This is a genomic window from Achromobacter sp. 1014246743 (assembly GCF_059760725.1).
The window spans coordinates 1-25,747 of record NZ_JCBANA010000053.1 but is presented as its reverse complement, the minus strand read 5'-3'; the positions used below and the strand labels follow the sequence as shown (position 1 = coordinate 25,747).

The 25,747-nt window shown below is 68.0% G+C and carries 23 protein-coding genes; 7 read left to right on the top strand and 16 right to left on the bottom strand.

Annotated elements, in window-relative coordinates; translation table 11 throughout:
- Positions 1 to 60: 60 nt before the first annotated feature.
- Positions 61 to 987, bottom strand: a complete 927-nt coding sequence (panE, locus tag AC6LJ2_RS20980; RefSeq protein ID WP_498152101.1) for a 2-dehydropantoate 2-reductase — start codon at positions 985 to 987, stop codon at positions 61 to 63.
- A 177-nt stretch (positions 988 to 1,164) separates the two neighbouring features.
- Complete coding sequence (locus tag AC6LJ2_RS20975; protein WP_263915681.1) at positions 1,165 to 2,079, bottom strand: VTT domain-containing protein; 915 nt, start codon at positions 2,077 to 2,079, stop codon at positions 1,165 to 1,167.
- A 415-nt stretch (positions 2,080 to 2,494) separates the two neighbouring features.
- On the opposite strand from AC6LJ2_RS20975, the gene AC6LJ2_RS20970 reads away from it, so the two are divergent.
- The 5 genes from AC6LJ2_RS20970 to AC6LJ2_RS20950 are packed head-to-tail and all read left to right on the top strand — an operon-like array spanning position 2,495 to position 8,421.
- Positions 2,495 to 3,529: a BMP family protein gene (locus AC6LJ2_RS20970; RefSeq protein ID WP_498152100.1), complete on the top strand. Its 1,035-nt coding sequence runs from the start codon at positions 2,495 to 2,497 to the stop codon at positions 3,527 to 3,529.
- On the top strand, positions 3,526 to 5,055 hold the full coding sequence (locus AC6LJ2_RS20965) for an ABC transporter ATP-binding protein (protein ID WP_498152099.1): 1,530 nt from the start codon (positions 3,526 to 3,528) through the stop codon (positions 5,053 to 5,055). The genes AC6LJ2_RS20970 and AC6LJ2_RS20965 overlap by 4 nt, the downstream gene beginning before the upstream one ends.
- Before the next feature lie 34 nt (positions 5,056 to 5,089).
- Positions 5,090 to 6,163 (top strand): ABC transporter permease, encoded by a 1,074-nt coding sequence (locus tag AC6LJ2_RS20960; RefSeq protein WP_263915678.1) that lies wholly within the window; start codon positions 5,090 to 5,092, stop codon positions 6,161 to 6,163.
- A gap of 10 nt (positions 6,164 to 6,173) precedes the next feature.
- Positions 6,174 to 7,124 carry an ABC transporter permease gene (locus AC6LJ2_RS20955; RefSeq protein WP_025141125.1) on the top strand — a complete coding sequence of 317 codons (951 nt, stop codon included), beginning with the start codon at positions 6,174 to 6,176 and terminating at the stop codon, positions 7,122 to 7,124.
- 16 nt (positions 7,125 to 7,140) lie between these two features.
- Positions 7,141 to 8,421, top strand: coding sequence for an amidohydrolase family protein (locus tag AC6LJ2_RS20950; protein ID WP_498152098.1), 1,281 nt, complete (start codon positions 7,141 to 7,143; stop codon positions 8,419 to 8,421).
- Positions 8,422 to 8,433: 12 nt separating this feature from the next.
- Here AC6LJ2_RS20950 and AC6LJ2_RS20945 read toward each other — a convergent pair whose 3' ends face one another.
- From AC6LJ2_RS20945 to AC6LJ2_RS20905, 9 genes are read right to left on the bottom strand one after another with little or no spacing between them, the layout of a single operon-like run.
- Entirely contained in the window at positions 8,434 to 8,820 is a 387-nt protein-coding gene (locus AC6LJ2_RS20945) for a RidA family protein (protein WP_263915676.1), read from the bottom strand.
- Positions 8,817 to 9,980, bottom strand: a complete 1,164-nt coding sequence (locus tag AC6LJ2_RS20940) for an NAD(P)/FAD-dependent oxidoreductase (RefSeq protein ID WP_263915675.1) — start codon at positions 9,978 to 9,980, stop codon at positions 8,817 to 8,819. The genes AC6LJ2_RS20945 and AC6LJ2_RS20940 overlap by 4 nt, the downstream gene beginning before the upstream one ends.
- Positions 9,981 to 9,990: 10 nt before the next feature.
- Complete coding sequence (locus tag AC6LJ2_RS20935; RefSeq protein WP_498152097.1) at positions 9,991 to 11,433, bottom strand: FAD/NAD(P)-dependent oxidoreductase; 1,443 nt, start codon at positions 11,431 to 11,433, stop codon at positions 9,991 to 9,993.
- Positions 11,430 to 11,738, bottom strand: coding sequence for a (2Fe-2S)-binding protein (locus AC6LJ2_RS20930; protein WP_025141130.1), 309 nt, complete (start codon positions 11,736 to 11,738; stop codon positions 11,430 to 11,432). Before AC6LJ2_RS20930 ends, AC6LJ2_RS20935 begins: the two co-directional genes overlap by 4 nt.
- Positions 11,722 to 12,879 carry an FAD-dependent oxidoreductase gene (locus AC6LJ2_RS20925; protein WP_263915673.1) on the bottom strand — a complete coding sequence of 386 codons (1,158 nt, stop codon included), beginning with the start codon at positions 12,877 to 12,879 and terminating at the stop codon, positions 11,722 to 11,724. The genes AC6LJ2_RS20930 and AC6LJ2_RS20925 overlap by 17 nt, the downstream gene beginning before the upstream one ends.
- On the bottom strand, positions 12,879 to 13,679 hold the full coding sequence (locus tag AC6LJ2_RS20920) for an ABC transporter permease (protein WP_263915672.1): 801 nt from the start codon (positions 13,677 to 13,679) through the stop codon (positions 12,879 to 12,881). Before AC6LJ2_RS20920 ends, AC6LJ2_RS20925 begins: the two co-directional genes overlap by 1 nt.
- 1 nt (position 13,680) lies before the next feature.
- Positions 13,681 to 14,547: an ABC transporter permease gene (locus tag AC6LJ2_RS20915; protein ID WP_498152096.1), complete on the bottom strand. Its 867-nt coding sequence runs from the start codon at positions 14,545 to 14,547 to the stop codon at positions 13,681 to 13,683.
- Positions 14,544 to 15,596: an ABC transporter ATP-binding protein gene (locus tag AC6LJ2_RS20910; RefSeq protein WP_263915670.1), complete on the bottom strand. Its 1,053-nt coding sequence runs from the start codon at positions 15,594 to 15,596 to the stop codon at positions 14,544 to 14,546. The genes AC6LJ2_RS20915 and AC6LJ2_RS20910 overlap by 4 nt, the downstream gene beginning before the upstream one ends.
- A 37-nt stretch (positions 15,597 to 15,633) precedes the next feature.
- Positions 15,634 to 16,665 carry an ABC transporter substrate-binding protein gene (locus tag AC6LJ2_RS20905; RefSeq protein ID WP_498152095.1) on the bottom strand — a complete coding sequence of 344 codons (1,032 nt, stop codon included), beginning with the start codon at positions 16,663 to 16,665 and terminating at the stop codon, positions 15,634 to 15,636.
- 229 nt (positions 16,666 to 16,894) lie between these two features.
- On the opposite strand from AC6LJ2_RS20905, the gene AC6LJ2_RS20900 reads away from it, so the two are divergent.
- Positions 16,895 to 17,692, top strand: a complete 798-nt coding sequence (locus AC6LJ2_RS20900) for a GntR family transcriptional regulator (protein ID WP_263915668.1) — start codon at positions 16,895 to 16,897, stop codon at positions 17,690 to 17,692.
- On the opposite strand, the gene AC6LJ2_RS20895 is transcribed toward AC6LJ2_RS20900, so the two are convergent.
- The 3 genes from AC6LJ2_RS20895 to AC6LJ2_RS20885 are packed head-to-tail and all read right to left on the bottom strand — an operon-like array spanning position 17,679 to position 22,465.
- Positions 17,679 to 19,394, bottom strand: coding sequence for a hydantoinase B/oxoprolinase family protein (locus AC6LJ2_RS20895; RefSeq protein ID WP_498152094.1), 1,716 nt, complete (start codon positions 19,392 to 19,394; stop codon positions 17,679 to 17,681). The genes AC6LJ2_RS20900 and AC6LJ2_RS20895 overlap by 14 nt on opposite strands.
- Positions 19,387 to 21,444: a hydantoinase/oxoprolinase family protein gene (locus AC6LJ2_RS20890; RefSeq protein WP_498152093.1), complete on the bottom strand. Its 2,058-nt coding sequence runs from the start codon at positions 21,442 to 21,444 to the stop codon at positions 19,387 to 19,389. The genes AC6LJ2_RS20895 and AC6LJ2_RS20890 overlap by 8 nt, the downstream gene beginning before the upstream one ends.
- A gap of 40 nt (positions 21,445 to 21,484) precedes the next feature.
- Positions 21,485 to 22,465, bottom strand: coding sequence for a Bug family tripartite tricarboxylate transporter substrate binding protein (locus AC6LJ2_RS20885; RefSeq protein ID WP_498152092.1), 981 nt, complete (start codon positions 22,463 to 22,465; stop codon positions 21,485 to 21,487).
- 174 nt (positions 22,466 to 22,639) lie between these two features.
- On the opposite strand from AC6LJ2_RS20885, the gene AC6LJ2_RS20880 reads away from it, so the two are divergent.
- The gene (locus AC6LJ2_RS20880) at positions 22,640 to 23,536 is read left to right on the top strand and encodes a LysR family transcriptional regulator (protein WP_263915664.1); all 897 of its coding nucleotides are present in this window, start codon (positions 22,640 to 22,642) and stop codon (positions 23,534 to 23,536) included.
- 58 nt (positions 23,537 to 23,594) lie between these two features.
- On the opposite strand, the gene AC6LJ2_RS20875 is transcribed toward AC6LJ2_RS20880, so the two are convergent.
- Positions 23,595 to 24,428 (bottom strand): AraC family transcriptional regulator, encoded by an 834-nt coding sequence (locus AC6LJ2_RS20875; RefSeq protein ID WP_498152091.1) that lies wholly within the window; start codon positions 24,426 to 24,428, stop codon positions 23,595 to 23,597.
- Between the two features lie 314 nt (positions 24,429 to 24,742).
- Positions 24,743 to 25,681 carry a 2-hydroxyacid dehydrogenase gene (locus tag AC6LJ2_RS20870; RefSeq protein ID WP_498152090.1) on the bottom strand — a complete coding sequence of 313 codons (939 nt, stop codon included), beginning with the start codon at positions 25,679 to 25,681 and terminating at the stop codon, positions 24,743 to 24,745.
- Positions 25,682 to 25,747 lie beyond the last annotated feature (66 nt).

Genomic DNA, 25,747 nt, shown 5'->3' with positions numbered 1-25,747 from the left:
ACGGAGACGGAAGAGTTTTTTGCATTCCGTGCACCAATGAGCCCCGGCGGCCCGGCCGGCTCAGGTCGCGGCGCGCTGCGCCTGATACACCTGCAAATGCACGTAGGCCGTGCGCAGCGTGGTGGCGTCCACGCCCAGCGTCTGCGCGCGGCGCACCATGTCGCCGACGATGTGGTCGGCCTCGACCGGCAGGCCCTGGCGCAGGTCGCGGAACATCGATGCGGTCATGGGTTGGGTCGGATCGGTCAGGATCTTGAGCGCGGCGGCATCGGCATCCGGTCGCACCGCGTGGCCGCTGGCGGCCGCGACCGACTGCGATTCGCGCAGCAGGCCGCGCACGATGTCGGCGCCGTCGTTCGTGGACACGATCTGGCCGACGGTGCCGCGCATCAGGCAGGTGGCGGCGGCCAGGGTGGTCAGGAAGACGTATTTTTCCCAGATGTCCTGGTGGATGTCTTCGCTGAGACGGCTGACGTATTCGCCGCCCGCCAGCGCGTCGGCCAGGGCGGTGCAACGGGCGCTGCGGGCCGGGCCCGCGCGTTCGCCGAAGACGATGCTGGCGTGCTTGCCCAGGTGGATGACCTGGCCTTCGGCGCCCAGCGTGGCGTTGATCTGGCACAGGCCGCCCAAGACCCGGTGGGGTTCGAATTCGCGGTCCAGCACGTCGTACTGCAGCACGCCGTTCATGATGGGCAGCACGGCCGTGTCCGGCCCCACGGCGGGGCGGATGGCGTCGATGGCGCTTTGCAGGTCATAGGCCTTGCAGCTGAGCACCACCACGTCGTAGAAGCCCTGCAGCGTGTCGGCGGTGGCCAATTGGGGGTGCAGCGTGACGTCGCCGAACGGGCTCTGGATACGCAGCCCCTGTTCGCGCAGCCGCGCCGCGCGGGCCTCGCGCACCAGGAAGGTCACGTCCGCGCCCGCCTGGGCGGCGCGTCCGCCGAAATAACCGCCGGTGCCGCCGGCACCCAAGAACAACAACCGCATGCCTGTCTCCTGTGCCCGTCGGAAGCGCGGGCCGATAGCGAAATTATGCGCCCGGGACGGCCTGCGGCGCAGGGCTGGCCGCCCTGGCCGCCCACGGCCCGGACAGCCGGGCGGCGGGTCAGGAAGGTGTCAGGCGGAATGACCGTGGCGCGGCCAGCCCCGACGGCGCAGGACCGGTCAGGCGGGATGGACGTGCCGCGCCCAGGCCTCGTAGCCGCCGCGCAAGGCCCAGGTATTGGGATAGCCGGCAGCCCGCAGGCGGGCGGCCAGCATGGCCGCCGAGACCTCGTTGGGGCAGGCGCAATAGACCACGATGTCCGCCGCCTGCGCATCGGCCGCCAGCGCCGGCAAGGGCGCGCGCAGGTCGACGGCGATGGCGCCGGGGATGCGGTCGGCCTCTTGCTGCGCTTCGGGCCGAACGTCGAACACCAGCGCGTTGCGGCCGTCCTGGCGCCACTGCATCAGTTCGTCGACCGACAGCCGCGGAATCACGCGCAGGTTGCGCTTGAGCACCCAGCGGCGCAGGCCGCGCGCCGTGATGTACAGCGCCAGCACCGCCGCCAGGATGGCCAGGCCCATCGGGCCGTAGGTGCCCAGCACGTCCAGCACATCGTTGACGACGCTGTGGAACAGGCCGCCCAGCAGCAGGGCAGAGCCCGCCCAGATCAGGGCGCCGACCAGGTCGTAGGCCAGGAAGCGCCGGTAGGGGGTATTGGTCAGGCCCGCCATGACGGTGGACAGCGCCCCCGCGCCGGGCAGGAACTTGCAGACCAGCAGGGCGCGCACGCCGATGCGCAGATACAGCCGCTGGGTCTGGCGGATGCAGGAATCCTGCGACAGCGACAGCTTGCAGACCACGCCCAGCAGCCGCGAACCATAACGCCTTCCGGCCACGTACCAGAGCGTGTCGGCCAGCAGGCAGGCGACGGTGGCGGCCAGCCAGGGCGTCAGCCAGCCGCCCGCGCCGGCCAGGGCGCCCGCGGCGATCAGCATGGGGTAGGCGGGCACGGGCAGCCCGGCCTGTTCGACCAGCACGTTGGCGAACACGAGCCACCCGCCGTACTGCTCGAGCAGCAATTGAATGTCTTGCATGATGTTTTCCGGCTTGCCGCGCCCAGCGCGGCTCTTTGCTGGAATTTTAGGCTTCTGCCCAGCCTGCGGACGTTCAAGCGGGCCGCAACAGGCTGTTCCAGCACGAAAGTGTCCACGCCCCGCGACGGTGCGCACCATCTTGGTGCCACCCTTCCCCGCCAGGGTGCCTATAATCCCGCCCGGCCATCAGGATTCCCCCGACTTGCCGCGGGAATGCCCCATGGCATACAACTTGCTTCGCCAGGACTGGCTGCGAACCCGCCCATTCGGATGGGGCGCGCTGCCCCGGCAGCCCCCTTCCGATGACCGATCCCACGCCTTCGTTTCCGCCCGCCCACGCGTGCCGCGCCGCGACGCCCGGACATCGCCGCCTTTCTCCCCATTCCCTTTCCATCCCCGCGAAGGAGCCTTCCGCATGAAATCCTTTTCCCTCCCGGCTGCAGGCGGCATTGCCCGCCGCGGCCTGCTCAAGCTGGCCGCGGCCGCCGCCGCCGGCGCGCTGCTGTTCTCGGGCGCTGCCCAGGCGCAAGCGCCCGCCAAGCTCAAAGTGGCCGCGATCTACACGGTGCCGGTCGAGCAGCAATGGGTGTCGCGCATCCACAAGGCGCTGACCGCCGCGCGCGACCGCGGTGAAATCGACTACACCTTCTCGGAAAACGTCACCAACGCCGACTACGAACGCGTCATGCGCCAGTACGCCGAGCAGGGCAACAAGCTGGTGGTGGGCGAAGCCTTCGCCGTGGAAGCCGCCGCCCGCAAGGTGGCCAAGGACTATCCGCAGACCGCCTTCCTGATGGGGTCTTCGGGCAAGCCGCAGCAGCCCAACTTCTCGGTGTTCGACAACTACATCCAGGAACCGGCCTACCTGACCGGCATGATCGCCGGCGGCATGAGCAAGACCGGCAAGATCGGCCTGGTGGGCGGCTACCCCATCCCTGAAGTGAACCGCCTGATGCAGGCGTTCATCGAGGGCGCCAAGGAAGTGAACCCCAAGGCCGAATTCACCGTGACCTTCATCGGTTCGTGGTTCGATCCCCCCAAGGCCAAGGAAGCCGCCTTCGCCATGATCGACAAGGGTGCGGACGTGCTGTACGCCGAGCGCTTCGGCGTGTCGGACGCCGCCAAGGAACGCGGCAAGTTGGCCATCGGCAACGTCATCGACACGCAGCCGCAGTACCCGGAAACGGTGGTGGCATCGGCGCTGTGGAGCATGGAGCCCACCATCGACGAGGCGCTCAAGCAGGTCAAGGCCGGCACGTTCAAGGCGGCTGACTTCGGCCAGTACTCGCTGATGAAGTACAAGGGCTCGTCGCTGGCGCCGCTGGGCACCTTCGAAAGCAAGATCCCGGCCGACCTGATCGCCAAGGTGCAAGCCAAGCAGAAGGCCATCCTGGACGGCAGCTTCACGGTGCAGGTCGTCGACAAAGAACCCAAGTCCTCGGCACGATGAACCAAGCGCCTCTCGCCCTGCGTCTTGCGGGGATCACCAAACGCTTCGGCAGCCTGACGGCCAACGATGATGTGTCGCTGACCCTCGCGCAGGGCGAGGTGCTGGCCTTGCTGGGCGAGAACGGCGCCGGCAAATCGACCCTGGTGTCGATTCTGTTCGGCCACTATGTGGCCGACGCCGGCAGTATCGAAGTCTTCGGCCAGCCCTTGCCCCCCGGCCGGCCCGACGCCGCGCTGGCGGCGGGCGTGGGCATGGTGCACCAGCACTTCACGCTGGCCGACAACCTGACCGTGCTGGACAACATCATGGTCGGCACCGAATCGCTGTGGAAGCTGGCCTCCGGCCGCGGCCAGGCGCGTCGCCGCCTGGTCGAACTGGGCCAGCGCTTCGGCCTGGGCGTGGACCCGGACGCGCGCGTCGGTGGCCTGTCGGTCGGCGAGAAGCAGCGGGTCGAGATCCTGAAGGCGCTGTACCGCGGCGCCAAGGTCCTGATCCTGGACGAGCCCACCGCGGTGCTGACGCCGCAGGAAGTGCAGGACCTGTTCGCGACCCTGCGCGGTTTCGTGGACGAAGGCCTGGCCGTCATCTTCATTTCGCACAAGCTGGACGAAGTGATGGCGGTGTCGCGCCGCGTCGCGGTGCTGCGCCAGGGCAAGCTGGTGGCCGAACGCGACACCGCCGCCACCACCCCGGCCGAGTTGGCCGAGTTGATGGTGGGCCGCAAGGTCGCCATGCCGCACGCCGAAGCCATGGCGGCGGCCGGCCAGGCCGCCCCGGTGGTGACGCTGTCGCAGGTCACCGTGCGCGACAGCCGCGACGGCGCGCCGCGCCTGGACAGCCTGGACCTGGTGGTCCACAAGCACGAGATCGTGGCCATTGCCGGCGTGGCCGGCAACGGCCAGCAAGCGCTGGTGTCGGTGTTGACCGGCCTGCGCCTGCCGTCGGACGGCACCATCCGCCTGGGCCCCGAGCATGCGGCCGCGCCCACCACGCCGGCTGGCTGGACGGCGGCACAAGTAGGCCGCATTCCCGAAGACCGCCACGGCGAAGGCGTCATCGGCGACAGCCCGCTATGGGAAAACGCCATCGTCGAAGACCTGAAGGACCCGCGCTTTGCCCGCTACGGCGTGGTGCGCGCCAGCGCCGGCCGCGCCTACGCAGCGGCCCTGGCCAAGCAGTTCGACGTGCGCGCCGCCTCGCTGGACGTGCGCACCCGCAGCCTGTCGGGCGGCAACATGCAGAAGCTGATCCTGGGCCGCACGCTGGCGCGAGAACCGCGCTTCATCGTCGCCGACCAGCCCACCTGGGGCCTGGACATCGGCGCGGTCGCCTACGTGCGCGAGCAACTGCTGGCCGCGCGCCGACGCGGCGCGGGCATCCTGCTGGTGTCCGAAGACCTGGAAGAAATCTTCGCCCTGGCCGACCGCATCGCGGTGCTGTGCGGCGGCAAGCTGGTCGCGGTCAAGCCCGTCGGCCAATGGACGCCCGCCACCGTCGGCCTGGCCATGACGGGCACGCGCGCGTGACGCGCCGCGCCCCTACTCATTGAGCATTTCTAGAATGAAACTGACCCTGGAACGCCGCCCCGAGCCCAGCCGCGCCGCGCTGGCCCTGGCGCCTATCGCGGCCATCCTCTTCACCCTGGCCATCTGCGCGTTGCTGGTGGCCTGGGCGGGCGCGCCCGTTGGCCGCACCTACGCGCTGCTGTTCGAAGGCGCGTTCGGCTCGCGCTTTGCGCTGTCCGAAACCCTGACCCGCGCCACGCCGCTGATGCTGACCGGCCTGGCCTGTGCCGTGGCGTTTCGCGCGCGCTTCTACAACATCGGCGCAGAAGGCCAGCTGTACCTGGGCGCGCTGGCCGCGGTGGCCGTGGGCGGCATGCATGACGGCACGGGCTTCGACCTGCCGCTACCTGTGCTGTTCTCCGGCATGATGCTGGCCGCGGCGCTGGCCGGCGCCTTGCTGCTGCTGATCCCCGCCTTGCTCAAGACCCGCCTGGGCGTGGACGAAGTGGTCACCACGCTGCTGGGCAATTTCATCGTGCTGCTGTTCGTGTCGATGATGCTGGACGGCCCCATGAAAGACCCGATGGCGATGGGCTGGCCCCAGTCGGTGGCGCTGAACCCCGACCTGGAACTGGGCAAGCTGATCGAACGCACCCGCGCCCACACCGGCCTGCTGTGGGCCGCCGGCCTGGCGCTGGGGCTGTGGCTGCTGAACCGCTACACGGTGTTCGGCTTCCAGATGCGCGCGGTCGGCGCCAATGCGCACGCCTCGCGCTTCCTGGGGCTGCCGGTCAGCCGCGTCATGCTGGGCACGGCCATGCTGTCGGGCGCGCTGGCCGGACTGGCCGGCGCCATCGAAGTGGCGGGCCGCACCGGCTATGTCACGCTGGACATGTCGCCGGGCTATGGCTACACCGGCGTGGTGGTGGCCATGCTGGCCGGACTGCATCCGCTGGGCGTGATCCTGGCCAGCATCTTCGTGGCCGGCATGCTGGTCGGCGCCGACAGCATGAGCCGCGCCATCGCCGTGCCGAACTACATCGCCGACGTCATCGTCGCCACTTCGTTGCTTGCCATGCTGGTCGCGACGCTGTTCGCGCAGTACCGCCTGCGCCGTCACCAGGCTTGAGGAGCACGCCATGGAATGGATGGACCTGTTGAGTTCCGCGGCCTTCTGGGTCGCCGTGTTGCGGCTGGCGACGCCGCTGATCCTGGGCACGCTGGGCGTGCTGCTGTGCGAACGCGCCGGCGTGCTGAACCTGGGCATCGAAGGCATCATGGCCGCCGGCGCCTTCACCGGCTGGCTGGTGGTGTACCTGGGCGCGCCGCTGTACGTGGGCGTGCTGGCGGCCGCGTTTGCGGGCGCCGTGTTCGGCCTGCTGCACGCCGTGCTGACGGTGCCCCTGGGCCTGTCCCAGCACGTGTCAGGCCTGGGCGTGACGCTGCTGGCCACCAGCCTGAGCTACTTCGCCTACCGCGTCACGTTTCCCAGCGTGAACACCCCGCCCACCATCACGCCGTTCGCGGAAATGAAGTTCCTGGATGGCATTCCGCTGATCGGCCCGGTACTGGCCGGCCAGACGCCGATGACGCTGCTGGCGCTGGCCGCGGTGCCGATCCTGGCCTGGGTGCTGAACCGCACGCCGGTCGGCCTGGCGATCCGCATGGTGGGCGAGAACCCCGCCGCCGCCGAAGGCCAGGGCCTGTCGGTCACGCGGCTGCGCATGGGTGCCATCGTGGCCGGTTCGGCGCTGATGGGCGTGGCCGGCAGCTTCCTGACGCTGGCGGCCTTCAATGCGTTCTTCTTCAATATGGTCAACGGCCGTGGCTGGGTCTGCGTGGCGCTGGTGGTGTTTGCCTCGTGGCGCCCCGGCAAGGCGCTGCTGGGCGCGTTGATCTTTGCGTTCTTCGACGCGCTGCAGCTGCGCCTGCAGCAGGGCGGGGCGGCCTTGCCAGGCCTGCCGGAACTGCCGTACCAGGTGTACCTGATGCTGCCCTATATCCTGTCCATCCTGGCCCTGGTGGTGATGGCGCGCCGCGCCGCCTACCCGCAGGCCCTGATGAAGCCCTACCGCAAGGGCGAACGGTAATCCACAAGGTGTGACTATGCTCGATCTGATCATCAAGAACTGCACGCTGCCCGACGGCCGCCAGCACATCGACATCGGCGTGGCCCGGGGCCGCATCGCCGCGCTCGAACCGGCCCTGAAGGCCGAGGCGGCCCAGACGATAGACGCCGCCGGCCAGCTGGTGGCGCCGCCGTTCGTCGATGCGCACTTTCACATGGACTCAACCCTGTCGTTCGGCCTGCCGCGCGTGAACCAGTCGGGCACGCTGCTCGAAGGCATCGCGCTGTGGGGCGAGCTCAAGCCGCTGCTGACGCAGGAAGCGCTGGTCGAACGCGCGCTGGCCTATTGCGACTGGGCCGTGGCCCGCGGCCTCCTGGCGATTCGCTCGCACGTGGACGTGTGCGATCCGCGCCTGCTGGCCGTGGAAGCGCTGCTGCACGTGCGCGAAAAGGTCAAACCCTACCTGGACCTGCAACTGGTGGCCTTCCCGCAGGACGGCGTGCTGCGCGCGCCCGGCGCGCTGGACAACCTGAAGCGGGCGCTGGACATGGGCGTGGACGTGGTGGGCGGCATTCCCCACTTCGAACGCACCATGCAGGACGGCGCGGAATCCGTGCGCATCCTGTGCGAGCTGGCCGCCGAACGCGGCCTGCGCGTGGACATGCATTGCGACGAAAGCGACGATCCGCTGTCGCGTCACATCGAGACGCTGGCGTATCACACGCAGCGCCTGGGCCTGCAAGGCCGCGTGACGGGTTCGCACCTGACGTCCATGCATTCGATGGACAACTACTACGTGTCCAAGCTGATCCCGCTGATGCGCGAAGCCGGCGTGTCGGCGATTGCCAACCCGCTGATCAACATCACGCTGCAAGGCCGCCACGACACCTATCCCAAGCGCCGCGGCATGACGCGCGTGCCCGAACTGCTGGCCGCCGGCGTGCCGGTGGCCTTCGGCCACGACTGCGTGATGGACCCGTGGTACAGCCTGGGTTCGGGCGACATGCTGGAAGTGGCGCACATGGGCCTGCACGTGGCCCAGATGACCGGCCAGGACGCCATGCGCGCCTGTTTCCAGGCCGTGACGGCCACGCCGGCCGCCATCCTGGGCCTGGACGACACAGGCCTGGCCGTGGGCAAGCGTGCCGACCTGGTGCTGCTGCAAGCGCGAGATCCGGTCGAGGCGCTGCGCCTGCGCGCCACGCGCCTGATGGTGCTGCGCGCCGGCAACGTGGTCGCGACCATGCCGCCAGCCACTGCCACGCTGAACCTGCCCGGCCGTCCGGCCCAGGTCAGCTTTCAGACACCGGCCCGCTGAACCTGGCGGGGATCAGGCTTCCGACACCGGCCCGCCCACATACCCCGGCCGCTTGGCGGCCGTGACGATGATCTCGACCAGCAGGTCGGGCGAGGCCAGCTTGGCCTCGCAGGTGGCGCGGGTGGGCAAGGCATTGGCCGGCGCCCACTCGGCCCACACGGCGTTCATGCCGGCAAAATCACGGTCGATGTCTTTCAACCAGATCTGCACCGACAGCAGCCGCGTCTTGTCGGTATCGGCCTGTGCCAGATAGCCGTCGATCTTGGCCAACACGTCGCGCGTCTGTTCGGCAATGCCGCCGGCCGCCGACGAGGTGACGCCGGCAACGTACACCGTGTCGCCGTGGATCACGATGCGGCTCAGGCGCTGGTTGGAGTCCTTGCGCACGATATCAGTCATGGATGCTGCTCCTTGGGGAATGAGGCCGGCGCCTGCGCGGCGCTGGCGAAACGATCGATGGCGAAGGGCGCGATCGGAAGATCGGTCGCCCCGGTGGTGATCAGGTCGGCCATGATACGGCCCACGACAGGGCCCAGCTCGAAGCCATGCGCCGAAAAGCCGAAGGCATGGAAGGCGGTCTCGTGGCGGCGGCTGCGGCCGATGACGGGGATTTCATCGGGCATGGCGGCTTCGATGCCGGCCCAGCCGCGGTTCACCACCGCGCCGCGCATGTGAGGAAACAGGTCGCAGACGGTACGCGCACCCTCGGCCAACGAACGGAAATCCAGCTCGGTCCATTCGGCATCGCGGTCCACCCAGGCGCGACGGCCGCCACCGATCAGCACCGTGCCGTTGGCGCGTTGCTTGAACGACAGCGGACGGCCGGTGCCCAGCACTACGGCATCCAGGAAATGGTCCATGCGCAGCGTCACCAGCATCATGGGGCTGATGGCGACCAGCGGCACCGGTTCGCCCCAGTCGGCCGCCACGCGATCGGCCCAGGCGCCCGCGCAATTGAGGATCTGCGGCGCGGTGTAGACCCCGGCGTCCGTCTCGACGCGCCATTGGCCGGCTTCGCGTGCGGTGCGCTGCACCCGTACCCCTTCCAGGAAGCGCGCGCCCAGGCTGGCCGCCTTGCGGCGGAATGCCAGCGTGGTCCGATAGGGGTCGGCGGCGGCGTCTTCACGCGCGATCAGGCCACCGTGCACCGACGGCGCCAAGGCCGGAATCATCGCCAGCAGATCTTCGCGCGAGATCCATTGTTCGTGCGTATAGCCATGCGCCTGCATCGTGGCCAGCCGCTCGCGCAGCGTGGCCGCATCCGCCTCGTTCTCGGCCACGCGCACCTGGCCGTGCTGTTCGAAGCCACAGTCGTCGTCGACCAGCTCGCCGATGCGATACCAGAGCTCGCGCGAGGCCAGCGCCAGCGGCACCTCGGCCAGATGCCGCGCCAGCGTGCGCACGCCGCCCGCGTTGACACCTGACGCATGGCGGCCGACGTAGTTCTTTTCGATCACCAGCGCCGGCACGCCCGCACGCGCCAGATGCAGGGCGGCCGAACTGCCGTGCAGGCCGCCGCCGATGATGATGACCGCGGCCGACCGGGAAGCGTCCGTCATGTCGGCCCTCCTATTTTTTCAGGCGCACCACTGCCTGGCGGGAATCATCGGTCTGCGGCAGCGACGCCAGCTCGCCCAGGGTCAGCGGCTTGGTCGGGAAGCGCAGGCGGTAGTAGCCCACTTCCTGGACCGGCACGCCGCGTTCCTCGGCGATGATCTCCGACACGGTCAGGCCGCAGAACCGCCCCTGGCACGGACCCATGCCGCAACGCAGGAAGGCCTTCATCTGGTTCGGACCGCTGCAACCCAGCTTGACGGTGTCGCGCACCTGCGCCGCGGTGACTTCCTCGCAGCGGCAGACGATGGTGTCGCCGGTGGGGCGGCGCAGGGCTTCGGGCGCCTTGTACAGCGCGTCGAAGAACTCACGGCCACGCACGGCACGCGCCAAGGCGGCGCGGGGCGCGGCAGCCTCGTTGTCGCGGCGGGCAGCGTCGATGCGGCCCAGCAGATGCGCCGCCTGCAACGCGGCCAGGCGGCCACGCTGTTCGGCCGCCAGCGCACCGGCAATGCCGGCGCCGTCGCCCGCCATGCCCACGCCGTCCACCGACGTCAGGCCCCAACCGTCCACGTCGGGTTCCCAACAGTCCAGCGCGCCGTTCCAGCGGTGTTCGATGCCGATGGCGCGCGACAGGTTGACGTTGGGCACCACGCCCTGGTGCAGCATCAGCTGCTGCGCCGGCAAGGTCTTGGTCACACCGCCCACGGTGTAACGCACGCTTTCCAGCTTGCCATCGCCCAACGCTTCCAACGCCGTCACGCCCTTGACGATGGGCACGGCGGCTTTCACGGCGCGCAGCAGCGACAGGCCCTTGCCCAGGTAGGGCGAACGCAGAAAGCCCCACACCTTGGGCAGCGCCTGGCGCAAGCGTCCGGGTGGCGTCGTTTCGAGCAGGGCGTCGATCTTCACCCCCGCGTTCAGGTATTGCCAGGCCACCAGGTACAGCAGAGGGCCGCTGCCGGCCAACACCGTGCGGTCGCTGGGCACCATGCCGGCGGACTTCAACAGGATCTGCGCTGCGCCCGCGGTGATGACGCCTGGCAGCGTCCAACCCGGAATCGGAAAGGGCCGTTCCTGCGCGCCGGTGGCCAACAGCAGCCGGCGCGCATGCAGGATGCGCGCCTGGCCCGCCACCGAATAGGCCACCTCGAAGCCCCGTTCAGGTTGCGGCGCGGTGCGTTCGGCCACGGCCCAGACGGTCGCGCCCGGCACATAGCGCGCGCCGGATTGCTGAAACGGCTCGACCAGCGAAGCGCCGTGCCAATAGTCCGGCCCCAGGATCGCGCGGTTGGTCACCGGCGTGGTGGTGATGGCGCGGTAGATCTGCCCGCCGGGCGCGGGTTGCTCGTCCAGCAGCACCGTATCCACGCCCAGGCGCGCGGCCGTCGTCGCGGCACCCAGGCCGGCGGGGCCGGCGCCCACCACCAGCAAATCGCATTGCGTCGTCTCGATCATGCCTGCACCTTGCGCGCGCCCAGCTGGCGCTCGATCTTCATGCCTTCGCGCACGGCCGTCATGCAGCCCTGCTGGTTCGCCTGGCCATCGATGGTGACCAGGCAGTCGTAGCACACGCCCATCATGCAATAGGGTCCGCGCGGCACCTCGCCCACGGCCGTATCGCGACAGGCCTGCATGCCGCCGGCAAACAGCGCCGCGGCGACGCTGTCGCCCTGGCGGCATTGCAGGTCGGCGCCGTTGACCGTTACCCGCACCGGCGCGCCCTGCGCCTGGCGCTGAGCCTCATCAAGCCTCTTGAACATGGAACCTCCGGGTCGAGAAGGGCGCCATGTCGTCGGCCAGCTTGCCGGCGGCGATCATGGGCGCAAGTTTGAGCGCGTGCGCGGCGGCCAGCGTCACGCCGCTATGACAGGTGGCCACGAAGGCCCCGGGACACGTTTCGGATTGCTGGTAGATCGGAAAGCCGTCTTGCGACATCACGCGCAGCGCGGCCCAGCTGCGCACCACGCGCACCTCGCGCAGCGCCGGCAGCGTGCGCAGCGCGCGATCGGCCAACGTACCCAGGATGGGCAGGCCCACCAGGTTGTCCACATAGCCGGCTTCTTCCTGAGAATCGCCGATCAGCCAGGTACCTTCGTCGGTCTGGCGCAAGGTCGACAGCGGCGTTTCCAGCAGGCGGCGGGTGCGTTCCAGCACCACGATCTGACCACGTTGCGGCCGTACCGGCACGGCCAGGCCGACTTGTTCGCCCAGCGCCTTGTTGGACAGCCCGCCGGCCAGCACCACCTTGCGCGCGCGCACGGTGCCGGTGGGCGTGGCAATCTCGAACACACCGTCGCGCTGGCGGATCTGCTGCGCCGGACTGCGCGGCAAGTAATCCACAACCCGCTGTGCAAAACTCATGTGCAGCGCGCGCAGCAGCTTGAGCGGATTGGCGATGCCGTCGACCGGCGTCCAGGTCGCGCCGCGCACCTCCGGGCCGATGCCGGGCACCAGGTCGGCCACCTCGGCGCGGTCCAGCATCTTCCAGTCGTATTGCGCCATGCCGGGCTGCGCCAGCAGCGTCTTCATGAAGGTGGCGCGTGCGTCCATTTCTTCGTCGCTCAACAGCGCGTGCAGGCCGCCGCGCTGCTCCAGGTGCACGTCGACGCCGGTCTCTTCCTGCAGCAGCGCCGCCAGTTGCGGCCAGGCCGTGGCCGACGTCATGGTCCAGACGCCATAGCGCGGCAGGCCCATGCCCTTGCTCTGCACCCACACCAGGCCGAAGTTGCCGCGCGATGCGCGGTACGCGACATCGCCTTCGTCCAGCACGGCCACGTGATCCAGTTCGCGCCGCAGCCCGTAGGCCACGGCGGAGCCGACCAGTCCGCCGCCGATCACCGCGGCATCGTAGATGCCCCGGTGCACCGGCGCGCGCGGCGCCAACTCTTTTTCGTCCGTCATTAGCGTCCCTTTCCAACAAACAGCTTTTCCAGGCCGACCAGGCGGTCCAGGATGAAGATGGCGATGATCGTCACGTAGATCAGCACGGCCGACACCGCCGTCACCAACGGATCGATGGTGTCTTCGATGTGCAGGAAGATGCGCACCGGCAGCGTAGTGGTCGACGGCGAGGCAATGAAGATCGACATGGTCAGTTCATCGAAGCTGGTGATGAAGGCAATCACCCAGCCGCTCACCACGCCCGGCAGCAACAGCGGCAGCACCACGCGCCGGAACGCCGTCCAGTTCGACGCGCCCAGCGATTGCGCAGCGCGCTCCAGCGCCGGGTCGATGCCGGTGGCCGACGCCAGCACCAGCCGCAGCGCATAAGGCATGACCAGGATGACGTGCGCCACGACCAGGCCCACATACGTGCCGGCCAGGTTCACGGTGGTGAAGAACTTCAGGAAGGCCAGGCCCAGCACCACGTGCGGAATCATCAGCGGCGACAGGAAGAACGCCACCAGCGCCTCGCGGCCGCGGAAACGGTTGCGGGCCAGCGCCAGTGCGCTGGGCACCGCCAGCGCGATCGCCACGGTGGCCGACAGGGTGCCCAGGCCCAGGCTGAACCAGAACGCTTCGACGAAGCGCGGGTTGTCCAGGATGGCGCGAAACCAGCGCAGCGACAGGCCGCCGCTGGGCAGCGAGATGAAACCTTCGGACGTGAAGGCCACCGCGCACACCATCACGATGGGCGCCAGGATGAACAGAATGAACAGGGTGTGAAACACCAGGCCGATCGGACCATTGCGAAAATTCATGTCAGGCCCCCGATTGGTTGAACACCGCGCCGTAGCGACGCTCCATGATGCGGTTGGCCGACAGCAGCACCACCACGGTCGCCACCAGCAGCACCACGGCCAGCGCCGCGCCCAGCGGCCAGTTCAGTGTGTTCAGGAACTCGTCGTAGGCCGCGGTGGCCACGTTTTTCAGGCGGCGGCCGCCGATGATGGCCGGCGTGGCGAACGAGCTGGCGGCCATGGCGAACACCATGATCGCGCCCGACAGAATGCCCGGCATGACCTGCGGCACGATGACGCGGCGGATCACGGTGAACTGGCTGGCGCCCAGCGACAGCGCCGCCGCTTCGGTGGACGGATTGATCCGCTGCAACGAGGCCCACACCGAAATCACCATGAACGGCACCAGCACGTGGGTCAACGCAATGCCCACCCCCAGGTTGCTGTACATCAGGTCAATCGGCGTGGACACCAGGCCGATGCCCATCAGAGCCTTGTTGATGAGACCGGTGGACCCGAACAGCAAGGCCCAGCCCAGTGTGCGCACCACCACCGAAATCAGCAACGGCCCCAGCACCACCATCAGGAACAGGCCCTTCCAGGGATTGGTCATGCGCGACAGCACATAGGCTTCGGCCGTACCCAGCACCAGGCAGGCCACGGTGACCAGCGCCGCCACGCCAAAGGTGCGGGCGTAGATCTCGTAGTAATAGCCGTCGCCCAGGATTTCCAGGTAATTCTTCCAGGTGAACGTGGCCTGCATGCCGCCGTAGAACTGGAAGTCGAAGAAGCTGATCAGAAACACCAGCGCCATCGGCACCACCAGGAAGGTGGCGTACACCGCCAGCGCCGGTGCGCTCAGCAACCAGGGGTTGGCACGCGCGCTCATGGCGTGGGCTTCCCGGCGACAGAACACATGTCCTGCGCGCGCCAGCGCAGGTGCACCGGCTGGCCTTCGGCCGGCACCGGCACGCCGTCGTTCTGGCGGATCACCATCACTTCGCCCACCGACGTTTCCACCTGGCAGAGCCAATGGTTGCCCTGGAACACGCGCGTCTTCATGCGGCCGGGCAGGGCACAGGCGCCCGCGTCGGCAAACAGGATTTTCTCGGGCCGCACGATCACCGCGCCCTGCGGCACCGGCTGGCCGTCCATGGGAATGTGGGCTTCGCCGATGCGTGCGCGCGTCTCGCCTTCGAAGGGCTGCGCGGTGGGCGTGAACACGTTGGCCTTGCCCAGGAAGCCGCCCACGAAATGGCTGGCCGGCCCTTCGTAGGCTTCGAACGGATCGGCCACCTGTTCCACCCGCCCCTGGTTCATCACCACGATGCGGTCCGACAGCGCCAGCGCTTCGGACTGGTCGTGCGTGACCAGGATGGTGGTGGTGCCCACCGTGCGCTGGATGCTGCGCAACTCCAGCTGCATTTCCTCGCGCAGCTTGGCATCCAGGTTGGACAGCGGCTCGTCCAGCAGCAGCACGCTGGGCCGGATGACCAGCGCGCGGGCCAGCGCCACGCGCTGCTGCTGCCCGCCCGACATGCGCGCCGGATGGCGGTCGGCCAGGTGCGACAGGCCCACCAGCTTGAGCGCATCGGCCACGCGGGCCTGGCGCTCGTCCTTTTTCACCCGCTGCATCTCCAGGCCGAACGACACGTTCTCGGCGGCGGTCATGTGCGGGAACAGCGCGTAGTTCTGGAACACCATGCCCAGCCCGCGCTTGTTGGCCGGCATCTTGCTGACGTCCTTGCCGTCCAGCACGATGCTGCCGCCGCTGGGTTCGACAAAGCCCGCGATCATCTGCAAGGTGGTGGTCTTGCCGCAGCCGGACGGGCCCAACAGCGAGATGAACTCGCCGCGCTTGACGGACAGGCTCAGGTCCTCGACGGCCGTCAGGTCGCCGTAGCGCTTGGATAGGCGGTTCAATACGAGATAGCTCATGGATGCTCCTGCGGGCGGCGCATGCGCCGCCGTTGCCTCAACGCTCGATTTCCCGCGTCCAGCGCTTGTTCCAGTCGTCCCGGTTCTGATTGACGGTGTCCCAGTCGATCACGATCAGGTCGGCGGCGCGCTTGCCGATCGGTAGCGGCACGCGCGGATCATCGGCCACCTTGGCCTGCTTGTTGACCGGGCCATAGCCGTAGGCGGTGGCGAGCTTTTCCTGCACCGGCGGGCTGACCAGGTAGTTCACGAAGGCCTGTGCCAGCGGGTTGGCGTTGGCCTTGGCCACCGGACACACCGATGACAACAATGCGTAGGCGCCTTCCTGGGGATACACGAAGCCCACGGGGAAACCGGTGTCGGCAAAGGCCTTGACGCGGCCGCTGCCCCAGACCGCGATGGTGGCCTGGCCGCTGGAGAACAGTTCGGTCATCTTGCCCGGCGACGGCTCGTACACCAGCACGTTGGGGCCGACCTCGTCCTTGAAGGTCTTGAAGCCGGCGTCGATCTTCTTTTCGCCGCCGCCGCCTTCGCGGGCGTATTCCACCAGTGCGTGCAGGCCGTAGGTATTGTTCAGCGGCGGCACCACCAGCTGCTTCTTGTACTTGGGGTCCTTCAGGTCTTTCCAGGACGTGGGCGCGGCCCATTTGCGTTCGTCGAAGACCTTCTTGTTGTACATGATGCCCGTGGCGACGATGCCGATGGCCACGGCCTTGTCGTCCTTGTAGCGGGCGGTGCCGTAGATGTCGTCAGCGGGCAGCCCCTGGATCGGGGCGCAAAAGCCCAGGGCGATCGCCTGGTACATGGGGCCATCGTCGATGATCGCGACGTCGATCTGCTGGTTGCTTTTCTGGGCCTGCAGGCGTGCCACCGTGTTGGTGGAGTTGCCTGCCACATAGTCCAGTTCAACGCCATGCTGCTTGGCGAAGGGCGGGAAGATGTCCTGCCGCATGATGTCTTCGAACGAGCCGCCGTAGCCGGCGACCACCAGTTTCTGCTGCGCCTGCGCGTTCGCGCCCACGCCGGCGGCCATCGTCGCCGCCGCGAGCACTGCAAGTACCTTGCCCATGAAAACCCCCGTTTATTGGAAGAGAACTGCAAGAACTGCCTGATGCCGCCTGATCGGGAAAGGACGCGCCGCTGCAAAAAAAAGAACCGCCCCGCTTGCCCCGCGAACCCATGTCGGCCGTACAATTTGTCCGTACATGAATGTCCGGACAAATAATGGATCGGACGAGACAACGTTGTCAATCGGTTATTGTCCGTACAAACCCCGATAGAACGAGAAAGGAGCCCCCATGACCCGATCCTCAGAACGCGTGGCCGCGCCCCATGGCGCGCGCGAAGCGCGCGGCCGGGCCGAGGCCCCGGATGATGACGCCGGCGGCCCGCGCTACAAGAGCATCTACCAGCAGCTGGCGCGCGACATCGGCGCGGGCCGCTACCCCGTCATGACGTTGCTGCCCACCGAGCACGAACTGTGCGACCAGTTCGGTGCCAGCCGCCACACTATCCGCGAAGCGATCCGCATGCTCACCGTGGCGGGCATGGTGTCGCGCCGGCCCGGCGTGGGCACGCGCGTCGAGACCGCCAGCGCCAGCACCCGCTTCACGCAGCGCATTTCGCAGTTCCCCGACCTGCTCCAATACGCCCGCAATGCCGCGCTGCTGGTGCAGGACGTACGCACCATCAAGCTGACGCGGCGCCTGGCCGAAACGCTGGGGTGCGAGGCCGGCCAGTCGTGGCTGCACATCAATTCGATCAAGACGCTGGGCGACCAGGACACGCCGGTGGCCTGCACGCTGATCTACGCCGACCCCGCGCATTCCGACCTGCGCGCCGATATCCAGCCACGCATCTCGTTGCTGCGCCTGATCGAAGACCACTTCGGCAACCGCATCCACGAGGTCAACCAGGAATTCTCGGCCACGCCGATTGCGGCCAGTATCGCCCGGCAGCTTCAGGTGGAACCGAAGACGGCAGGCTTTGTCATCACCCGCCGCTACTACGGCAGCGGCGGGGTCTTGCTGCTGGCCACCATCACCACGTTCCCGCACGACAAAATGAAGTATTCGATGTCGCTCAACGTGGCGTAGCCTCGTAACCGTAGTCCGCCTGCGCCGCCGCGGCGCTGATCTTGCCGTCGGCCAGGTCGCGTTCGATGCGGGCGCGGCTGCGCTGGGCCGGCGCGCCATAGCCGCCCGCGCCCGGCGTTTCGATGCGCACGCTGTCGCCCGGCGCCAAAGCGATGTTGGCGGTCTTGGAAAACAGCACTTCCTGACCCGGCGTACCGAAATTGCGAATCAGGCGGGCCCGGCGCCCGTCGCCACCGCCATCCACGCCTGCGGCCACGCCCACCGTATGGCTGTCCGAGCGCGCCGAAAAGACGATGCCCGGTCCCACCGCGCGAATCTGCTTGGCAATGCCCATGCCGCCGCGCGTGCGGCCCGCGCCGCCCGAGTCCTGGATCATCGCGTACTCATCCATCAGCAGCGGGTATTCGTTTTCCAATGCTTCCACGGGCAGGTTCGACGTGTTGGTCATGTGCACGTGCACCGCATCCATGCCGTCGGCATCGAAGCGCGCACCGGCGCCGCCACCCAGCGTCTCCAGATACACGAAATGGCCCGCGCGTTCGCGCCAGCGGCCCGAGAACACGATGGCGGGGCAGCAGTCGTTGCTGGACGCCATGGTCTTTTCCGCCGGCAGCAGGCCGCGGAACGCGCCGAAGATGGCGCCCGCCACTTTCTGCGCGGTGATCGAGCGCGCCCCCACCGCCGCCGGATGTTCGGGGTTGGTGATGGTGCCCACCGGCGCCGACACGCGGATGGGATCGAACAGGCCGGCGTTGGGCGCCAGGTCCGGATCCAGCAGCGCCTTCACGGCGTAGTACACGCAGGCCCGCAGGGCGTTGAACGGCAGGTTCATCGCACCACGCGCCTGTTTGCCCGAGCCTTCGAAATCGAAGTGCAGGCCGTCGCGGCTGACGGTCAGCGTCACCTGGATCGGCACGGGGTCGCCGCCCATGCCGTCGTCGTCCAGGTCGCTGCGGAAGGTGTAGCTGCCCAGCGCCAGTTCCTGGATGCGGTTGAGCAGGCGCCGGCGCGTATACGTGATGACGTCGTCGACCGAACGCAGCACGGCGTCCACGCCCATCTGGCGGATCAGGCCCTGCACCGCGGCCGCGCCGCGGCGGTTGGTGGCCATCTGCACCCGCAGGTCCAGCACGCGTTCTTCGGGGTCGCGGGTGTTGGCGCAGATCAGGCGCAGCAGGTCTTCGTCGACCTCGCCGGCCCGTGCGATGCGGCAGGCCGGAATGCGGATGCCTTCTTCGAAGATCGATTTCAGCCCGCCCGCGATGGACCCCGGCACCGCGCCGCCCACGTCGGAATGGTGCGCGATGTTGGCCGCAAAGAACCGCAGCGTGCCGTCCCAGAACACCGGCGTGACGATGTTGATGTCGGGCAGGTGGCTGCCGTCCGCCAGGTAGGGATCGTTGCAGATGAACACGTCGCCATCGCGAATCTCGCCCTGCGGGAAGGTGCGCAGGATCGCGCCCATGGCGCCGTCCAGCGAGCCCAGGTGCAGCGGAATCTGCGTGCCTTGCGCCACCAGCCGCCCGGCGGCATCGAACAGCGCCACCGAGCAGTCCTTGCGTTCCTTGATGTTGGTCGAGAACGACGCACGCACCAGCGTATTGTTCATGTCCTCGGTAATCGACAGCAGGCGGTTGCAGAACACCTCCATGCCCACGGGGTCGGCCAGCGCCGCGCTCGATTCTTCTTTGGCTTCACGCATCGCAGCCTCCTTGCAGACGGATGATCAGGTTGCCGAATTCGTCGACCACGACGTCCTGGCCGGCGCCAACGACGGTGGTCGAGCTCATTTCTTCCAGCAGGGCGGGGCCGGTGAAGCGCACGCCGGTGGGGACGCGTTCGCGGTCATACACCGGCGTGTCCAGCCAGCCATGGCGGGCGCCGAAATAGGCGCGGCGTTCGCCGATGCGGGCATCCAGCAACGTGCCACCGACATGGCGCGGCGCGAGCGGCGCCTTCACGACCTGGCCCACGGCCTGCATGCGGCAGTTGATGATCTGCACCTTGCGGTCCTCGACCGTGTAGCCGTATTCCCGTTCGTGCGCCTCGTTGAAGCGCCGCGCGAATTCCGCGTAGCCGCCCGCGCCGGTGTCGTCCAGGCTGACCTGCACTTCGAAATTCTGGCCTTCGTAGCGGGCGTCAATGGCGCTGCGAGTCAGGCGCAGCGAGGGTTCGACGCGTTCGTCGTCCAGCCAGCGCCCGGCCTGCCCGCGCAGGCCCTCGAAGATCGCCGACACGCCCGCCCAGGTGGCTTCGCTGGCCAGCGATATCTCGCTGCGCACGAAGTCGAAAGAGATATCGCTCAAGAGAATGCCGCGCGCACACATGGTGCCGGGCTCCTGCGGCACGATCACCACGGGAATGCCGCATTCCTCGGCGACTTCCACCGCATGCAGCGGGCCGGCGCCGCCGTAGGCATACAGCGCAAACTGCGACAGGTCGTAGCCCCGCTCGGTGGACACGGCGCGGATGGCGCGGCTCATGTTGGCCGCCGCGATCCGCAGGATGCCTTCGGCGGCCGTTTCGCGGTCCAGCCTCAGCGGCTGGGCCACGCGCGCATCGATCACCTGGCGCGCGGCCTCGGCGTGCACCGGCATGCGTCCGTTCAAGAGCGCCACGGGGTTCAGGCGCTGCAAGGCAATCTCGGCATCGGTGATGGTCGGCTCGGTGCCGCCACGCCCATAGCCCACCGGCCCGGGCACCGCGCCCGCGCTGTGCGGCCCCACCTTCAGGGCGCCCGCGTCATCCAGCCAGGCAATGCTGCCGCCGCCCGCGCCGATCACGTGGATATCCACCATCGGCGTCTTGACCGGATAGCCGGCCACCTGGCGATGTGACGTGAACAAGGGCCGCCCGTCGCAGATCAGCGACACATCGGTGCTGGTGCCGCCCACGTCGAACGTCACCAGGTTCAGGCTGCCGATGGCGCGCCCCACCGCAGCGGCGCCCACCACGCCCGCGGCCGGCCCCGACAGGCAAGTGCGCACCGGATACTGGCGCACGGTGGCGATCGACATCAGCCCGCCGTTCGAATGGATGGTATGCGGCTCGTGGGCGATGTCCAGATCGCGCACGCGTTGCAGAAAACGTTCGAGGTAGCGCGCCATCTTCGGCCCTACGGCGGCATTGAGCACCGTAGTGGACAGGCGTTCGTACTCGCGGAACTCGGGCAGCACCTCGGACGACAGGCTCACGTACGCATCGGGCATTTCTTCGGCCACGATGCGCGCGGCGGCTTGCTCGTGCGCCGGGTTTCGGTAGGCGTGCAGAAAGCAGATCGTCACGGCGTCGATGCCGGCCTGGGCGAACTTGCGCGCCGCGGCGCGCACCTGTTCGGAGTCCAGCGCGGTCAGTACGTCGCCTTGCGCATTGATGCGTTCGCGCACTTCGACGCGGAACTCACGCGGCACCGCCACCGGCGGTTTGCCGACGCTGTAGTCGTAGAGGTGCGGACGCGTCTGCCGGCCGATCTCCAGCACGTCGCGAAAGCCCTGCGTGGTGATCAGCCCCACGCGGGCGCCCTTGCGCTCGATGATGAGATTGGTGGCCACCGTCGTGCCATGACCCACGTGCGACACCTGCGACGGTGACACCCCGTGGTCCGCCAGCATCTGGCCGATGCCGGTGGCAATGGCCTCTGACGGGTCCTGCGGCGTGGACGGCACTTTGTGAAAGTGCACCACGCCCCGGTCTTCGTCGATCATCGTGAAGTCGGTGAACGTGCCGCCGACGTCTATCCCTATGCGATACATGCTTGTGTTTCCCAGAGAAAAATGAAGGGCGCCGCCGCGTTCAATCCAGGTGGATGCCGGCCTGCTTGACCACGCCGCACCACTTGTTGATTTCGTCCTTGATCATGGTGCCGAAGGCCGGGCCCGACACTTCAGATACCTGCGCGCCCTGCTGTTCCAGATAGGTCTTCATGGCCGGTGCGTGCAGGGTCTGCGCCAACGCATCGGTGAGCTTCTGGCGCAGCGGTTCGGGCAGCTTGGCGGGCGCCAGCATGCCGAACCACACCATGGCCTCGTAGCCCGGATAGCCGGATTCGGCCACCGTGGGTACGTCAGGCAGCATGCTGGAGCGCTGCGGCGAGGTCACCGCCAGCGCCTTGATCTTGCCGTCCTTGATGTAGGGGTAGGACGTCATCACCACGTCCATCATCATGTTGATCTGGCCGCTCACCAGGTCGATCAGCGCCGGGCCCGACCCCCGGTACGGCACGTGCACCATGGACACGCCCGCCGTGTTCTTGAACAGTTCGGCCGCCAGGTGGTTGGAGGTGCCCTGGCCGTTGGAGGCGAACGAGTATTTCTCGGGCTCTTTCTTGAGCAGCGCTACGAATTCCTGCAGTGTGTTGGCCGGCACCGACTGGTTGACCGACATCACGTTGGGAATGGTGGCCACCACACTCAGCGGCGTGAAGTCCTTGACCGGGTCGTAGGGCAGCTTCGAATACACGCAGGGCGCGCTGCCGTGCGTGCTGACGGACCCCATCAGGATGGTGTAGCCATCGGGCGGCTGGCGCGCCACGTAGTCGGTGCCGACGGTGCCGCCCGCGCCGGGACGATTTTCAACGATGACGTTGGCGGACAGGCGCTGACCCAGTCCTTCGGCGACCTTGCGCGCGATCAGGTCGGTGGAACCGCCCGCCGCGAAAGGCACGACAATGCGGATCACTTTGTCGGGCCAGTCGGCTCGCGCCGGCAGGGCGGCCGCGGCCAGCGCGACGCTCCCGAATGCAAGACAGCACTTGCGAATAAACGCTGCGTTCATGGCTTGGTTTCCCCTTGTTGATAGAACTTCCTTGCAGCCGGATCATGCGTGTCCAGCCTGAGAGGCATTGCCTCGGGTTCACTGCAACAACGGGGACATCCTAGGCTTGGCGGGCATCTGCCAGCAGCCCTGGCGGTTTATATTGGTATAGATGCCATTTATAGGTGGGCAGTCGTGAAGAATCCGGACCTGAATCTGCTGCTGCATTTCGATGCGCTGATGGCCTGCCGCAATGTGTCGCGGGCAGCCGAGCAGCTGGGCATCAGCCAGCCTGCGATGAGCGCGGCGATGAACCGGCTGCGCCAGCTGTTCGGCGATCCGCTGCTGGTGCGCGAGGGCGGTGCATGGCAACCGACGTTGCGGGCGCAGGAGCTGCATCAGGGCTTTCAGCCCCTGCTCGAAAGCTGGCGCCGCGCCACCCGCACGCGCGAGGTGTTCGATCCGGCGCATTCGTCGCGCAGCCTGTCGTTCTATGCGACCGACTATGTGCAGTACACGCTGCTGCCCAAACTTATCCCCAGGCTGGCGGTGGACGCGCCGCATTTCCAGCTGCTGATCGTGCCGGCGCGGCCGCAGCATGGCTTGAGCATGCTGGACACCAATCATGTGGAATTGATCGCGGGGTACTTTCCCGACCCCGCACCGGATCTGCGCACGCGCTTCCTGTACCAGGAGCCGGCGGTGTGCATCGTGCGCGAAGGCCACCCGTGCCTGCGCAAGCGCTGGAACCTGGATGCCTACCTGAGCTACGGGCACCTGGACCTGGCCGCCCATACGCGCTATTTCAGCACCGCGATCGATCGCATCCTGATGGGGCAGAACCGCAGCCGGCGAATCGTGGCAACGCTGTCGAGCTACATGGTGTGCCCGTTCATCGTCGAGGCCTCGGACCTGATCGCGACGATGCCGGTCAGCATCGCAAAGGCCATGTCGGGCAGCGCGCGCATCGTGACGTTGAAGGCGCCGCTGAGCCTGCCGGCGATCACGGTGTCGCTGTATTGGCACGAGCGCTACCAGGACGATCCGGCGCACGCATGGCTGCGGCAGTATCTGGCGGGGGTGTTGGGCTAGGGCCTGTCGGGATCGACAGGCCCCGGGGTGTCGCCGTCGCTGGCGCGACCGGCCGCGCTTATTTCAGCGGCATGCAGATGCGCGTCTGCAGTTGTGCGGGCGGGGTGGTGCGCGGGTCGTTCAGGTATTGCTCGAACATGGGAAAGTCGGCGGGGACTTCGCCACTGCCGGGCAGCCATTGGGAGAACATCCAGTTATAGGGCTTGTCCATTTCGTTGTAGGGCCCGGTGTGGGTGAGGATGGCGCAGCGGCCGGCGGGGATCTCGAAGCGTTCGAGTTCGTCGCCCAGGTCGGCGTCGGGCGCGACGGACATGCCGGCCAGGGAACGCAGCTGGCTGACGGGCACTTGTTCGGGGTCGTCCAAGTACACGCCAAAGCCGATGGATTCGGGCATTGCCAGCCCGCGGCTGCCAGCCAGCATGAAGGCGCGGGTGAAGACGGGGCCGATCTCCTGGTAGCTGCCACGGTGCCGCAAGGCGGCCAGAACGGCGCCAGGGAAGGTTTCAATGGTGATGGGGTACATGCGTTGCTCCTGAGGGTCGAAGGGTCGGGAGCGGGCCGCGCGGTAGCGCCCCGGCGAGATGCCGAAGGTGGCGCCGAAGGCTCGGTTGAAGGCGGCGTCCGACTCGTAGCCGGCTCGCTGCGCAACGTCTCGCAGTGAAGCCCCGGTGCCGCCCAATGCGACCGCCGCGCGATGCATGCGGATGCGTTGCACGGTGGCGTTGACCGTTTCACCCATCATGGCGCGGTAGACGCGATGGAAGTGATACGGGGACAGGCAGGCGAGGTCGGCCAGGTGGTACAGGTCCGGGTCGGCGTCGGGGTTGCTTGCCAGCCAGCGCAGGACGGGGTCCATGCGGAGGGCGTATTGGGTTTTGGTTTGGGGTTTCAAGTGCGGGCTCCTTGGGGAGCAATGTAGGGCGTGTTCGTTTGCAGATTTTGCGGTTTTTTGCTGGTGGCGGGTGGAGTTCTTTAGACGCCTGGGGCGCCGGGGCAGTGGGGGTGCGGGGCTACGATTGCGGTCCGGAGCCTTCGCTCCGGACTTGGCTAGGCGCCCCCCCCCGTCCTCATCTCGTCCTCGCCTTCGGCGACTCCTTCGGATTCCGTCGGGCGCATCTACACGCCCCGCACCCCCACTGCCCCGGCGCCCCAGGCTCTGCTCGTTTCAGCTTGGCGGGTGGCGCTGCGCGCTTGCGCCGGCGGCTATCAGTAGCCGCGTGTCGGGTCGTAGATGTTGGGGAGGGCTTCGCCGCGTTCGTTTGCTTCGATCAGCCAGGCGGTGTGTCTGGCGCGTTCTTCGCGGTCGGGGATCGCCGCGCAGTGGGGGGTGATGATGATGTTGGGGTGGGTCCAGAGGGGGGAGTCTGGGGGCAGGGGTTCGGGGTCGAAGACGTCCAGGACGGCCTGGTGCAGGTGGCCGGCGTTCAGGGCGTCAATGACGTCCTGGGTGACCATGTGGGCGCCGCGGCCGGCGTTGATGAGGCTGGCGCCGCGGGGGAGTTGGGCGAAGGTGTCGCGGTTGAGGATGCCGCGGGTGGATTCGGTGGCGGGTAGCAGGCACACGAGGAGATCGGTGCGGGACAGGAATTCGCCGAACTGGGCCTGGCCGGCGTAGGACGGCAGGCCGTCGGGCAGGGTGCTGGCGCCGCGCGACCAGCCGGCGACGGGGAAGCCGACGCGGGACAGCAGGCGGGCGGCGGCGATGCCCAGGTGGCCCAGGCCCATGATGCCGACGCGGATGTCGGCGGCAACGCGCAGGGAGTCGTACAGTTCCCAGTGGCGGCGGGCTTGCTGGTCGATGGCGCGTTTGACGTCGCGGGTCAGCATGAGGGCGCTGGTCAGGACGTATTCGGCCATTTCGGTTTCGGTGCGCGGCGTGACCATGCGGGCGATGCGCAGGTGGCGGGGCCAGGCGGGGTCGGAGACGATGTGGTCGACGCCGGCGCCGGCGCTGATGATGAGTTTGAGGCGGGGGAAGGTGGCGAGGCGGCCGGGGTCGGGGGCCCAGACCAGGGCGTAGTCGACGGTGGCGGGGTCGATGTCGTCGTGCCAATCGACCACGTCCAGGGCGGGCGCGTGGATCTTGAATTTTTCACGCCATTCGTCGATGGCGCGAGGGCTGCCTGACCTGATGATGAGCCGCATGCCTGGCTTACTCCGTTGCGGGCGCGGGGCACCCTGGGGGGATCGGCGCCGCGCCGTCCTCGGTGG

Coding starts and splice junctions, on each gene's coding strand:
- panE (WP_498152101.1), bottom strand. CDS start 987: ATGCGGTTGTTGTTCTTGGGTGCCGGCGGCACCGGCGGTTATTTCGGC.
- AC6LJ2_RS20975 (WP_263915681.1), bottom strand. CDS start 2,079: ATGCAAGACATTCAATTGCTGCTCGAGCAGTACGGCGGGTGGCTCGTG.
- AC6LJ2_RS20970 (WP_498152100.1), top strand. CDS start 2,495: ATGAAATCCTTTTCCCTCCCGGCTGCAGGCGGCATTGCCCGCCGCGGC.
- AC6LJ2_RS20965 (WP_498152099.1), top strand. CDS start 3,526: ATGAACCAAGCGCCTCTCGCCCTGCGTCTTGCGGGGATCACCAAACGC.
- AC6LJ2_RS20960 (WP_263915678.1), top strand. CDS start 5,090: ATGAAACTGACCCTGGAACGCCGCCCCGAGCCCAGCCGCGCCGCGCTG.
- AC6LJ2_RS20955 (WP_025141125.1), top strand. CDS start 6,174: ATGGAATGGATGGACCTGTTGAGTTCCGCGGCCTTCTGGGTCGCCGTG.
- AC6LJ2_RS20950 (WP_498152098.1), top strand. CDS start 7,141: ATGCTCGATCTGATCATCAAGAACTGCACGCTGCCCGACGGCCGCCAG.
- AC6LJ2_RS20945 (WP_263915676.1), bottom strand. CDS start 8,820: ATGACTGATATCGTGCGCAAGGACTCCAACCAGCGCCTGAGCCGCATC.
- AC6LJ2_RS20940 (WP_263915675.1), bottom strand. CDS start 9,980: ATGACGGACGCTTCCCGGTCGGCCGCGGTCATCATCATCGGCGGCGGC.
- AC6LJ2_RS20935 (WP_498152097.1), bottom strand. CDS start 11,433: ATGATCGAGACGACGCAATGCGATTTGCTGGTGGTGGGCGCCGGCCCC.
- AC6LJ2_RS20930 (WP_025141130.1), bottom strand. CDS start 11,738: ATGTTCAAGAGGCTTGATGAGGCTCAGCGCCAGGCGCAGGGCGCGCCG.
- AC6LJ2_RS20925 (WP_263915673.1), bottom strand. CDS start 12,879: ATGACGGACGAAAAAGAGTTGGCGCCGCGCGCGCCGGTGCACCGGGGC.
- AC6LJ2_RS20920 (WP_263915672.1), bottom strand. CDS start 13,679: ATGAATTTTCGCAATGGTCCGATCGGCCTGGTGTTTCACACCCTGTTC.
- AC6LJ2_RS20915 (WP_498152096.1), bottom strand. CDS start 14,547: ATGAGCGCGCGTGCCAACCCCTGGTTGCTGAGCGCACCGGCGCTGGCG.
- AC6LJ2_RS20910 (WP_263915670.1), bottom strand. CDS start 15,596: ATGAGCTATCTCGTATTGAACCGCCTATCCAAGCGCTACGGCGACCTG.
- AC6LJ2_RS20905 (WP_498152095.1), bottom strand. CDS start 16,665: ATGGGCAAGGTACTTGCAGTGCTCGCGGCGGCGACGATGGCCGCCGGC.
- AC6LJ2_RS20900 (WP_263915668.1), top strand. CDS start 16,895: ATGACCCGATCCTCAGAACGCGTGGCCGCGCCCCATGGCGCGCGCGAA.
- AC6LJ2_RS20895 (WP_498152094.1), bottom strand. CDS start 19,394: ATGCGTGAAGCCAAAGAAGAATCGAGCGCGGCGCTGGCCGACCCCGTG.
- AC6LJ2_RS20890 (WP_498152093.1), bottom strand. CDS start 21,444: ATGTATCGCATAGGGATAGACGTCGGCGGCACGTTCACCGACTTCACG.
- AC6LJ2_RS20885 (WP_498152092.1), bottom strand. CDS start 22,465: ATGAACGCAGCGTTTATTCGCAAGTGCTGTCTTGCATTCGGGAGCGTC.
- AC6LJ2_RS20870 (WP_498152090.1), bottom strand. CDS start 25,681: ATGCGGCTCATCATCAGGTCAGGCAGCCCTCGCGCCATCGACGAATGG.